Below are 11,862 nucleotides of genomic sequence, written 5' to 3' on the forward strand. Positions count from 1 at the left end.
TTTCGTTGCGGGAGCGGGCGGCCGCGGGGGCTGAGGCGCGGGTGCCTGCGGCGGCCTGTGCGGGTGGTGTGCGTGGTTGCGGTAGCGCCTACGGTGCGGTCGGGGAACGTGAAAACCCCCGCCGATGATCTCGACGGGGGTTTCTGTGGTGGCTGGGGCCGGGGTCGAACCGGCGACCTTCCGCTTTTCAGGCGGACGCTCGTACCAACTGAGCTACCCAGCCACGGGGTTTGTGTGACCCCGAGCGGTCCTGACGGGATTTGAACCCGCGGCCTCCACCTTGACAGGGTGGCGAGCACTCCAAACTGCTCCACAGGACCAGGCTGTTGCGTACGACAGTGTCGCACACGGCGAGGTGGGTCTCCAAAACCAGTGGAAGAAAGCTGCCGGGGATTGCGTTCCCCTTGGCTGACCTGCACTTTCTTGGTGCCCGATGTCGCTGGATCAGCATATCAGAGGGTGGATGGTGCCCCGTACCGGTTAATTCCGCCTCAGGGGCCCGTGTGGACGTAGGCCGCCCACCAGAGGGGGTCCCTGTTCTCGTGGCGCAGGCGTTGGACGGCGGTGTGGAGGGCCTGGGCCGCTCGGTCGGGGGTGATGCGGTGGTCGGGGGTGGTCAGGCCCGCGTAGAAGGTGTCCGCCACTTTCAGGGCGCAGGCGTCGTCCACTGCCCACTGGGCGGCGACCACGTGGGTGAAGCCCGCCAGCTGGAGGGTGCCGGCGAGGTGGGCGGCCTCGTCGGGGACGGCCGCGGCGCCCCGTGCGGTTTCGCAGGCCGAGAGGTAGGCCAGCTGGGCGTCGGTCAGGCGGAGGCGGGAGATGTCCGTGATCGTGAGGGGGCCGGACTGTTCGTGGTCGTGGAGGTAGAGGGCGCCGCCGGACGAGTCGGTGGGGTCCTGGGTGCCGTGGCCGGAGAAGTGCAGGTAGGGGTGGGTGGGGAGGGTGGTCAAGAGTTTCTCGCGGGTTGCTTCCCGGCCCGTGAGGACTGTGGTGTGGGGGATGCGGTGGGAGAGGCGTCGTACTTCTGCTGCTGCCTGCGGGAGGGGTGGTAGGCCGGGGGTGGCGGACTGGTCCACGGCCAGCATGCGGGGGGTGGGGGGAGGCGTGGGGTGGGATTGGGCGGCTGCCAGGGCTCGGAGGGTGGTGGTGTACGAGCAGATGTAGTGGTCGGGGAGGGAGGGGCCCTTCTGGCGTGTGTAGTGGCCTGCCGCGTGCAGGGGGAGGAGGGTGAGTAGGCCTGTGGGGCACCACCAGAGGCGGCGGGGGGTGGGGGTGTCGTCGGGCAGGGCGGCCAGGACCGGGGCCGCCACTGTGTCCCAGAGCCAGGCCAGCGTGCGGGTGAGGACGCGCTGGGCGCGCCAGGCGTCGGACGGGGAGCGGCCGATGGTGGACAGGGCGTCGAGGAGGGTTTCGGTGCGGTCGATCAGGCCGTCGTCCTCGGTGAGGTGGAGGTCGGGGAGCGGGACGGTGTGGACGTCGGTGCGGGTGACGATGAGGGCGTCGCAGCGGACGGTGCTGGTGTTGACGACGATCACGGGGCCGTGGGCGGCGGCGGACTGGAGCCGTTCGAGGGAGGGGAGCCGGAGGAAGTCCTCCAGGCCGGGCAGCTCCCGGACGCGGGTCACCAAGTCGTCCATCTCCTGGGCGAGTTCCCGGCGCTGTTCCGCCGCCGCTCGCTGGGTGCGCGCGTCCGGGGTGTCCGCGGCCGGTTGGTCCAGCAGGGCGCGGATCTCCCGTATGCGGTCGGCGAGGTGCGGGGCTCGTTCCCGCAGGTCGGTCATGTCGTCGCGGGCGTCCAGGGCTTGGGTGAGGAGGACGCCGCGGCCCTGTTCCAGCAGGCGTAGGGCCTCGTGGGGGCGGCCGGTGTTGAGGGCGACGGCGGCTGCTTCGCCGGCCACGCCCGCCGCGCGGCCGAGGGCGTCGAGGCGGTCGCGGCGGTCCAGGCCGTGCCAGGCCAGCAGGGGTAGCTCGGCGATGGCGGCGCGGTAGGCGTCGAGGGCCTCGTGCCACTGGCCGGCGGTGGTGGCCGCCGCGGCCCAGGTGCGGGCGGCGCGGAAGCGGACCGCCGCGGGGGCGGTGGTGATGCCGGTGGACTGGCGGAACAGGTCGAAGGCGGTGGCCAGGTCGTCGGGGTCGCTGTCCAGGCGGGCGCGGGCGATCAGGGCGTGGCCGAGGGTGGACAGGCTGGACGCGCGTTGTGGGTGGTCCTGGGGTGTGGCCCGCAGGGCGGTGCGGGCCGCGCTCGCCGCCTCGGTGATGGTGGCAGGGTCGTCGCGCTCGGTGGCCAGGAGCGCCGTGCAGAGGTTGGCGAGGAGGAGCGAGCGCTGGGGGTGTCCGGCGGGGCAGAGGCGGATGGCGTGCCGGATGCGGTCGATCGCTTCGTCGGCGTCGGCCGGCTGGTTCCGGCCGTCGGAGCGGGCGCGCAGGGCGAGCGCCAGGTTTGAGAGGTGGGTGGCGCGTTGCGGGTGGTCGTCGGGGACGCTGTCGGCGGCCGCGCGGGCCACCTCGACGGCCTCGTCGGCGTCGGCGGGGACGCGGGTGCGTCCGTACCGGGAGATCAGGGCGACGGCGAGGTTGCTGCGGTGCAGGGACTCGTCGACGTGTCCGGGGGGCAGCGCGCGTACGGCGGCGCGGCACACCTCGATCGACTCGTCCAGGTCGTCGAGGGCGCCCGACGACTCGTACCGGCGGCGCAGGGTGATGCCGAGGTTGGTGAGGTGGACGACGAGGGTGGTGGTGTCCGAGGGCGCTGTGGCCTCGACGGATTCCCGGCCGGCCCGTACCGCGTCGGTCAGGTCCTGCTGGGCGCCGTACGAGATGTGGCGGGCGAGCAGGGTCGTCGTCAGGTTGGACAGGTAGATGGCGCGGTCCGGGTGGTCGGCGGGGAGGGCGGCGACCGCCTGGCGGCTGAGGTCGGCGGCGCGGTCGAGGTCGGCGCGGCCGCCGAGTCGCTCGGCGCGGACGCGGAGGGCGGCGCCGAGGTTGGACAGCGTCTTGGCGCGGTCGGCGGGGCTGCGGTGCCGGGTGCGCAGGGCGTCTTCCAGGCGGCGTACTGCCTCGTCGAGGGCGGTGAGGTCGTCGTTCTGCTGGTATACGGCCTGGAGGGTGCGGCCGAGGTTGAACAGCACTTGGCCTGCGTGTTCCTGATCGACGTCTGTGATCCGGTCGGCGGCGCGGCGGTTCCAGGCCAGGGCCTCGGCGAGGTCGTCGGGGGAGTTGGTGCGGCTGTGGCGCAGTAGCAGGGAGCCGCCGAGGTGGGATTCGTCGACGACCCGTTCCGGGTGGTCGGGGGTGTGCCGGATGGCTTCCTGGAAGGCGTCGATCGCCCGGTCGAGGTCGGCCGGGTCCGCGGTGGTGTCGAAGCGCCGGGTGTGGGCGTTGCCCAGCTCGGAGAGGCAGACGCTGAGGGCGGTGGGGTGGTAGTCGGCGAGCAGTGCCCGGGCTCTGGTCAGGACGGTGATCGCTTCTTCGGTGTCGGGGCGGGAGTTCGTGCGGGTGCCCCGGGCGAGCAGGGCCTCGCCGAGGAGGGTGAGCGGTACGCCTTGCTCGTGGCTGCCGGCCACGGCGTCGGCGCTGCGCCGGGCGGCGGTGATCGCGGCGTCGACGTCGGCGGGGTCGTCGGTCTGCCGGAACCGGGCGAGCTGCACCCGGGCCAGGTTGTAGAGGTGGTGGGTGCCGTTGTCATCGTGGGAGGTGTGCCGCAGGAGCGTCACGGCCTCGTCGATGTCCGCCTGTCGCTGCCGCCGGTTGTATCTGAGCCGCAGGGCCAGGCTGAGGTTCTCGATGGTGTCGCTCCGGTCGGGGCCGGCGTCGGGTACGGCGGCCACCGCCTGCCGTGCGGTGTCCACGGCGGCGTCGAGGTCGGCGTCCGTCCCGGTGTCCTGGGCCTTGGTCCGCAGGATGTGGCTGAGGGCCAGCAGGAAGCCGTGGCGGCCGGGATGGGCGGGCGGGCAGTCCGTCACGGCCTGCCGTGCCGCCGTGAGGGCGGCCTCCAGGTCCGCGGGCTGCCGGAAGCGGACGTAGCGCTTCTCCAGGGCGCGCCCGAGGTTGGTCAGGTACATCGGCCGTTGCGGATCGTCCGGCAGCGCATGCCGTACTGCGGCCCGGCATTCCTCGGTCGCAGCGTTCAGGTCTGCGGCCGCCGCGTGGCGTTCGTAGCGCTCCAGCAGCGCGAGGCCCGCGTTGGAGTGGAACAGGGCGTGCGGTTCGGGCGCGACCCGCACCGCCTGCTGCCCGGTGTCGACGGCGGCCTCCAGGTCGGCCGGGTCGTGCCGGAGTGCGTAGCGCAGGGTCAGGGTTCCGGACAGGTTGGTGTAGTACATCCCCCGGTTCGGGTCGTCGGGGGCGGCCCGGCGTACGGCCTTGAAGCCCATGTCGGCGGACTCCTCCACGTCCGCCTCGTTGCCGTGCAGCGTGTACCGGAAGCGCAGGCCCGCGCACAGGTTGGACAGCAGCATGGCGCGGCCGGGGTGGGACGCGGGCAGTACCTCCCCGAGCCGCTGCCACCGGGTGATCGCCTCCTCCAGCGCGGCGGCGTCCGACGCGGTCTGCCAGCGGTGGAGCAGCTCCAGGGCGCGTTCGGCGCTCTCCTCCACGTCCTCCGCCTCGAACGCCGGGAGCGTGGCCACCGTCGGCCGCAGCTCGTCGGGCACCGCGTCCGGCGTGAACCGGGCTACCACCGCGAACAGCATCAGCGTCAGCTGTACCTCGGGCCCGGCCTGCGCGCTGTCCGGGCCCATGACCAGGCACCGGGCGTAGTGCAGATGCGCGATCGCGGCCACCACGGACCGGTCGAGGACGTACAGCGGCCCGCCGCCCTCGCCGTCCCCGGTCCGCAGTACGTACGCGCGCAGTTCGTCCGCCTCGGCCACCGCCTCGGGAGCCGTCACCGCTTCCCGGACGCCGTTGGTCCAGAAGGACTCCAGCCGTTGCCCGAGCCGTTCGACGAGCAGCTCCGCCCGTGCCCAGCCGATGTCTCCGCCGATGTCTCCGCCGGTGTCGTCGCCGATGTTCCCGCCGATGCCCTCGCCGATGTCCTCCCGCATGGTCCGCCCCCGTCGGCCGCCGCTGTCGGTGTTGGTTCAGGGCATCATGATGGTCCATCAACTCTCTGGGGGAGGAGAGCTTTTCGTGGAGACGGCGGAGCTGCTCGGCGTGCTGTGCCGGGAACTTCCCGCGCTGCGCACGGTCGCCGCGGGGACCGGCGACAGTCAGGCGCTGGAGGAGACCCTGGCGGCGGCCCGGCGCGGTGAACCGGTCACCGACCGGCTGCGGGACCTGGGCCTGCTGGACCTGCTGGAGTCCTGGACGGCCCGCACGGTGCCCCCCGAGGCGCTGGGCGCGGGAGCCCCCGGCGGCCTGGTCGACCTGCCCGGTGTCGACCAGTCCGGGCATGTCGCCCACGGCCGCTACCGCTGCCCCGTGGGCACGTGCCGCCGCGGCGAGCTGCCCCGCCCCGGCGACGACCTGCCGGTGTGCGCGCTGCACGACAGCCCGCTGCGGTTCGGCTGACGGGCGGCGGAAGCGATGAACGCGGTACTGGTCGAGCTGGGCCGCAGGTACGTCGAGCGCTGGATGGCGCTGCTCGTCCTGCCGGGACTGCTGTACGTGGCGGGTGCGGCGGCCGCGTACCGGCTGGGGCATGCGCACTGGGCGGACCTGGGCCGGCTCACCGGCCTGCTGGAGCCGGGCGGTCCGTTGATCGGCCGGGGCGTGTCGTCGGTGTGGCTGTTCGTGATCGTGGTGCTGCCGCTGCTGTCGGCCGCCGCCGGGCTGGCCGCCCGAGGGGCGGCGGCGGTGCTGGAGCGGCTGTGGTTCGAGCCCTGGCCGCGCGGCCTCGACCGGCTGGCGCAGCGGCGTACGGCCGCCCGTGCCGCGCGGTGGGCGGCGGCCGACGAGGCGTACCGGGAGGAGCTGGACCGGGTCGGTGCCCGGCCGTCGGCCGCCGACAGCGCCCGGCTGGACGCGCTCGCGGCCCGCCGCAACGCCGTCGCCCTGCGGCCGCCCGCACACCCCGTCTGGGCCGGGGACCGGCTGGGCGCGGTCGACGTCCGGGTCTGGGGCTGGTACCGGCTGGACGTCGTCTTCGCCTGGCCGCGGCTGTGGCTGGTGCTGACGGATTCCGAGCAGAACGCCCTGCGCACCGCCCGCACCGAACTGGACGCGGCCGTCGCGCTCGCCGGCTGGGGTCTGCTGGCGGTGCCGGTGGCGGTGTGGTGGTGGCCGGCCCTGCCGGTCGCGGCCGCCGTCTTCGTCACCGGCCTGCGCCGCACCCGCGCCGCCGTGGACACGCTGGCTCATCTCACCGAGGCCGCGTTCGACCTGCGGGGCGCGACGCTCGCCCGGGAGCTGGGCTTCGACGTACCGCCCGGGCGGCTGTCCCCGGCCGTGGGCATGCAGGTGACGGCGCATCTGCGCAAGCACGCGTGAGACAGCGGGGTTCATGCAAAAAACCCACTCCGGTGAGGAGTGGGTTTCTGTACGTCTTCGCTGGTGCCCCCAACGGGATTCGAACCCGTGCTACCGCCTTGAAAGGGCGGCGTCCTAGGCCGCTAGACGATGAGGGCTATCGGCCCGCCTGGGCGCTTTTCAGCGCGTCGGGGACGTGAGAAGCATATGGGATGGCGGGAGGGATCGCCAAAACGGTTTACGGACTGCGCTCCCCGGACGGGGTGGCAGACGGCGACGGAGACCGGGTGGCCCCCGGCTGGTTCTCCTCCACCAGATGGCGGCTGACCTCCGCCGTCGTGAGGCCGAGACCGCCCAGGCGGATCGCGTCCCAGGCCTGGAGGCGGCGGGTGTCGCGGTCGAAGTAGAGGATCGACGCCTCGATCGGGTCCGGGTGTTCGCCCTCCACCGCGCGCAGTCCGCTGCCGCCGGTGGAGCCCTCGATGCGCAGCCGGGTGCCGTAGGGCAGCACCTCCATCTCCTGGTGGTGCAGATGACCCGACAGGACCAGGGGCACCTCGCCGTCCGTCTGCCGGGCGGCCTCGGGTTCGTGGGCGACGGCCACGTCCACCGGGGTGCCGGCGGCACGCTGGTCGCGCAGGGAGCTGGCCAGCCGGGCGCCGGACAGTTCCTGGGAGGCCTCGGCGCCGGGCTTGTTGGTGCGGTCGGGGGTGAACTGGGGGTCGCCGATGCCCGCGAAGCGCAGGCCCGCGACGGACACCGCGCGGCCGTCGTCGAGGACGTGCACGTTCTTCAGGCCCTCCAGGTAGCGCTGGGTGGTCCGGGAGTCGTGGTTGCCGCGCACCCAGACGTACGGGGCGCCCAGGTCCTCGATCGGGTCCAGGAAGCCGTTCTCCGCCGATGTGCCGTGGTCCATGGTGTCGCCGGAGTCGACGATGACGTTCACCCTGTACTGCTTCACCAGCGAGGCGATGATCTTCCAGCTCGCCGGGTTGAGGTGGATGTCGGAGACGTGCAGGACGCGGATGGTGGTCGGGTCCGGGCGGTACGCGGGGAGCGTGGAGGTGGCGTCGTACAGCTTGGTCACATTGGTCACCAGCCGCGCCAACTCCTGCTGGTAGACGTCGAATTCGGTGACGATGCTGCGGGCGTCGCCGACCAGGGAGGGGGCGGAGGAGAGCAGGCCGGAGAACCTCGGCTCCAGCACCGACTTGGGGTTCCAGGTGGCGTACGCCGTCGCTCCCGAGGCGGCCAGGAGAGTGAGCGCGAGGCCGCCGGCCGCGAGTGCGCGGCGCGGGCGGCGGTAGACCACGAGGCCGAGCGTGGTCGCGCCGGCGACGACGGCCACGCAGGAGCGCATCGCCAGGTCGAGGGCGCCGTGCCCGACGTCCCGGGCGACCTCGTCCTGGAGGCCGGAGAGGCGTTCGGGGCGGTCGACCAGGGCCTGGGAGCGGGCGGGGTCGAGCTGGTCGACGTTCACGTCCAGGCGGACCGGGGCGATATGGCTGTCCAGGTGCAGGGCGCCCAGCGGGGAGACGTTGATCTTCGTGCCGCCGGTGACGGACGGGCGCAGGGTCATCGTCGTGTCCATCGGACCGACCGGGACCCGGACGTTTCCCACCACCAGCAGCCCCAGCCAGGCGCCCAGCAGGACGACGGCCAGGAGACCCAGGGCTCGGGTCCAGCGGTTGGCGGGTGGGGGGAAGAGTTCGAGTGCGGTGGTGTCGGCGGTGGGGCGGGGGCGGCGGATGCTTCGAAGACGGCTCATCGTGTTCCGGACGGCGGCTGGGACGCGGGCCATTGGTCCCGTATGCCCATATGCGCGGGTGGATATGCGGGCACCGAGTGGGTCGTACGGGATGGTGGCAGGGGTCTCGTACGAGGGTGTCGTACCGGACAATGGGGCCTGTGCTGGAGATGACGCGCGAGGAGTTCGAGGAACTGGTCGCCGAGGCGCTGGACCGGATCCCGCCGGAGCTGACGCGGCTCATGGACAACGTGGCGGTGTTCGTCGAGGACGAACCGCCCGCCGACGATCCCGAGCTGCTCGGGCTGTACGAGGGGACGCCACTGACCGATCGCGGGGAGTGGTACGCGGGGGTGCTGCCGGACCGGATCACCATCTACCGGGGGCCGACGCTGCGGATGTGCGAGTCGCGTGAGGACGTCGTCGTGGAGACCGAGATCACGGTCGTGCACGAGATCGCCCATCACTTCGGGATCGACGACGCGCGGCTGCACGCGCTGGGATACGGGTAGCGGGGCGCGTGTCCTCTTGTGGGCGGCGGGAGTTGGGCAGGTTGACTCCATCACCCCGCCTCGGAGGTGGCTGCCCGTGCGCCCCTTGTACGTACCCGTCCGCCTGGCCGCCACCCTGGTGGCCGTCGCCGCTGCCGCCGGCTGTATGAGCGTGGGTGACGACGACGGCGACCGGGCCACGCCTTCGCACTCGGCGGGACCGCAGGGCGGCGCGGCGCCCGACGGCGGGACCGCGCTGTCCGGCGGTGGTGTCGCGGGCGGCGGGGCAGCGGGCGGCGCGGAGCCCGCGCGCGGCAAGGACGGGAAGGGCGGCCGCTCGGCGTCGCCGGGTGAGACGCCCGAGCCGTCGGGGCCGGGGAAGGCGCCGGGGGCGAGTACGTCGGCCTCGGCACCGGCGCGGCCCGGCCCCACCGCCAAGCCGGGCGATCCACCGCCGCCCCCACCCGAGCCGACGCCCACCCGCACGACCCCGGACCCGGAGCCGCCCCCACCGTCGCCGGAGCCGCCGGCCTCTCCCGGCCCGACGGCCGCGGAGCCGTCTTCGTCGGCGCATGAGGAGACGGGACCGCAACTGGCCCAACGGGAACCGGCGCCGGAGGCGGGGGCGCCGGCTTAGGGGTGGCCGGGGTGTCGGTCGGCCGTCGGGGTGTGGGCGGTGTGGGGCGTCTCGCCGCGCCGTCCGGCTTGGGATCTTGGCTGCCGGTCGGGTCGCGCAGAGGCCGGTCGGGGCGCCTCGTCAAGCAAGCCGCCGGTAGGCCGCCGACCTGCCGAAACGGGCCCGGTTTGCCTTTCGGGGTGGTGGGTGCGTATCTTGGTAGATCGTTTGATCCCATTTGCCCGGCGCCACCGCAGAGCGCGCCGTGTGGCGCGTACTCTCCCTTGCCGTGGCGGACCGCATTGAGGCGGTCGTGTGCGAATCACGGAGTTGACGGGCGCGTGCCGACGAGACTCCGGAAGGTTTCGCAGACGTATGTCTATCGCCAGTACTGATCACGCCGTCCTGCCCGCAGAAGGCGACGACCAGTCCCCCGACCTCACCTTCGCCGACCTCGGCCTGCCCGAGGGCGTCGTGCGCAAGCTCGCGCAGAACGGTGTGACCACCCCCTTCCCCATCCAGGCCGCGACCATCCCGGACGCCCTGGCCGGCAAGGACATCCTGGGCCGGGGCCGTACCGGCTCCGGCAAGACGCTCTCCTTCGGCCTGCCGGCGCTGGCCCAGCTCGCCGGCGGCCGCACCGAGAAGAAGCGCCCCCGGGCCGTGATCCTCACGCCGACGCGTGAGCTCGCCATGCAGGTGGCGGACGCGCTCCAGCCGTACGGGGACGTCCTCGGGCTGAAGATGAAGGTGGTCTGCGGCGGTACGTCGATGGGCAACCAGATCTACGCCCTGGAGCGCGGCGTCGACGTGCTGGTCGCCACCCCCGGCCGGCTCCGCGACATCATCAACCGCGGCGCCTGCTCGCTCGACGACGTGCGGATCGCCGTACTCGACGAGGCCGACCAGATGTCCGACCTCGGCTTCCTGCCCGAGGTGACCGAGCTGCTCGACCAGGTCCCGGCGGGCGGTCAGCGGATGCTGTTCTCCGCGACGATGGAGAACGAGATCCAGACCCTCGTCGACCGCTACCTCAACGACCCGGTCTCGCACGAGGTCGACGCGGCCCAGGGCGCGGTGACGACCATGTCGCACCACATCCTGATCGTGAAGCCCAAGGACAAGGCGCCGGTCACGGCGGCCATCGCGTCCCGCAAGGGGCGGACCATCATCTTCGTGCGGACCCAGCTGGGCGCCGACCGCGTCGCCGAGCAGCTGCGCGACGCCGGCGCCAAGGCCGAGGCGCTGCACGGCGGTATGACGCAGGGCGCCCGGACCCGGACGCTGGCGGACTTCAAGGACGGGTACGTCAATGTCCTCGTCGCCACCGATGTCGCGGCGCGCGGCATCCACGTCGACGGCATCGACCTGGTGCTGAACGTCGACCCCGCCGGTGACCACAAGGACTACCTGCACCGGGCGGGCCGTACCGCGCGCGCCGGGCGTACCGGCACGGTCGTGTCGCTCGCCCTGCCGCACCAGCGCCGCCAGATCTTCCGCCTGATGGAGGACGCGGGCGTCGACGCCTCGCGCCACCTCATCCAGGGCGCCGGCGCGTTCGACCCCGAGGTCGCCGAGATCACCGGCGCCCGGTCGATGACCGAGGTGCAGGCCGAGTCCGCGGGCAACGCCGCGCAGCAGGCCGAGCGTGAGGTCGCCCAGCTCACCAAGCAGCTGGAGCGGGCGCAGCGGCGCGCCGCCGAGCTGCGCGAGGAGGCCGACCGGCTGGTCGCCCGGGTCGCCCGCGAGCGGGGCGAGGACCCGCAGGCGGCGGTGGCCGAGGCGCAGGTCGCGGTGGCCGAGGCGGCTGAGGTGACCGAGGTGCCGGACGTGATCGAGGTGTCGGTGCCGGAGCAGGCGGGGGCGCGGGACGCGGAGCGGTTCGAGCGGACCGAGCGCCCGGAGCGGCCGGAGCGTACGGGGGCCTCGGCGTCGTACGAGCGGCGGGACCGCCGGGACCGCCGGGACGGTGACCGTGGCGGTCGCTCCTTCGACCGCGACCGTGGTGGGCGTTCCTTCGACCGCCGTGACGGTGACCGCGGTGGCCGTTCCTTCGAGCGCCGGGACGACCGTGGTGGCTTCCGCCGCGACGACCGCGACGACCGTGGTGGCCGCTCCTTCGACCGCCGGGACGGCGACCGTGGCGGCTTCCGCCGGGACGAGCGCCGGGACAACGACCGTGGTGGGCGTTCCTTCGACCGCCGTGACGGCGACCGTGGCGGCCGTTCCTTCGAGCGTCGCGACGACCGCGGCGGCTTCCGCCGCGACGACCGTCCGGCCCGTCCCTTCGAGCGGCGTGACGAGCGCGGCGGCCACCGTGGCAGCGACCGTCCGTTCAACCGCGACCGCCAGGGCGACCGCCCCGGCTTCCGCACCGGCGGTCACGAGCGCCCGTACGGCCGCCGTGACGACCACCGCGGCGGCGGTTCCTTCGGGCGCCGCGAGGACAAGCCGCGCTGGAAGCGCAACGGCTGACCTCCGCGGCACGTGAGCCATGAGCGCCGTGGCCCCGCCCCTCGCCGGGTGGGGCCACGGCGCTTTTCACATCCCGAAAGCCTGTGCGACGGCTGAATGATCGGCCGACTTCTGAGAGGGATGGG

7 protein-coding genes and 3 tRNA genes are annotated in these 11,862 nt (G+C 73.4%); 5 read left to right on the forward strand and 5 right to left on the reverse strand.

The annotated features are described in order from the left end of the window. Positions 1–146 precede the first annotated feature (146 nt). The 3 genes from HJD23_RS21985 to HJD23_RS21995 all read right to left on the reverse strand — a co-directional run bounded on the left by HJD23_RS21985 (position 147) and on the right by HJD23_RS21995 (position 5,045). Positions 147–223, reverse strand: a tRNA-Phe gene (locus HJD23_RS21985). A 22-nt stretch (positions 224–245) separates the two neighbouring features. Then, positions 246–320 (reverse strand) — tRNA-Asp (locus HJD23_RS21990). 171 nt (positions 321–491) lie between these two features. Continuing rightward, positions 492–5,045 (reverse strand): CHAT domain-containing protein, encoded by a 4,554-nt coding sequence (locus tag HJD23_RS21995; protein WP_171134062.1) that lies wholly within the window; start codon positions 5,043–5,045, stop codon positions 492–494. A gap of 85 nt (positions 5,046–5,130) precedes the next feature. Between HJD23_RS21995 and HJD23_RS22000 the strand changes: the two genes are divergently transcribed. Together HJD23_RS22000 and HJD23_RS22005 are read left to right on the forward strand one after the other, a co-directional pair. Beyond that, positions 5,131–5,511, forward strand: coding sequence for a hypothetical protein (locus HJD23_RS22000; protein WP_171112105.1), 381 nt, complete (start codon positions 5,131–5,133; stop codon positions 5,509–5,511). Between the two features lie 15 nt (positions 5,512–5,526). Next, positions 5,527–6,429 (forward strand): hypothetical protein, encoded by a 903-nt coding sequence (locus HJD23_RS22005; RefSeq protein WP_171112104.1) that lies wholly within the window; start codon positions 5,527–5,529, stop codon positions 6,427–6,429. A 61-nt stretch (positions 6,430–6,490) separates the two neighbouring features. Here the strand turns inward: HJD23_RS22005 and HJD23_RS22010 are convergent. Together HJD23_RS22010 and HJD23_RS22015 are read right to left on the reverse strand one after the other, a co-directional pair. Further along, positions 6,491–6,566: transfer RNA gene (locus HJD23_RS22010), tRNA-Glu, on the reverse strand. Between the two features lie 80 nt (positions 6,567–6,646). Continuing rightward, on the reverse strand, positions 6,647–8,209 hold the full coding sequence (locus HJD23_RS22015; RefSeq protein ID WP_171112103.1) for a metallophosphoesterase: 1,563 nt from the start codon (positions 8,207–8,209) through the stop codon (positions 6,647–6,649). Positions 8,210–8,316: 107 nt separating this feature from the next. Between HJD23_RS22015 and HJD23_RS22020 the strand changes: the two genes are divergently transcribed. The 3 genes from HJD23_RS22020 to HJD23_RS22030 all read left to right on the forward strand — a co-directional run bounded on the left by HJD23_RS22020 (position 8,317) and on the right by HJD23_RS22030 (position 11,737). Continuing rightward, positions 8,317–8,667, forward strand: coding sequence for a metallopeptidase family protein (locus tag HJD23_RS22020; RefSeq protein ID WP_171112102.1), 351 nt, complete (start codon positions 8,317–8,319; stop codon positions 8,665–8,667). Between the two features lie 76 nt (positions 8,668–8,743). Continuing rightward, positions 8,744–9,283, forward strand: a complete 540-nt coding sequence (locus HJD23_RS22025) for a hypothetical protein (protein ID WP_171112101.1) — start codon at positions 8,744–8,746, stop codon at positions 9,281–9,283. Positions 9,284–9,637: 354 nt separating this feature from the next. Further along, complete coding sequence (locus HJD23_RS22030; protein ID WP_171112100.1) at positions 9,638–11,737, forward strand: DEAD/DEAH box helicase; 2,100 nt, start codon at positions 9,638–9,640, stop codon at positions 11,735–11,737. Positions 11,738–11,862 lie beyond the last annotated feature (125 nt).

It is taken from the genome of Streptomyces sp. Z423-1, assembly GCF_013009255.1.
GTDB classification, from domain to species: Bacteria; Actinomycetota; Actinomycetes; order Streptomycetales; family Streptomycetaceae; genus Streptomyces; species Streptomyces gossypiisoli.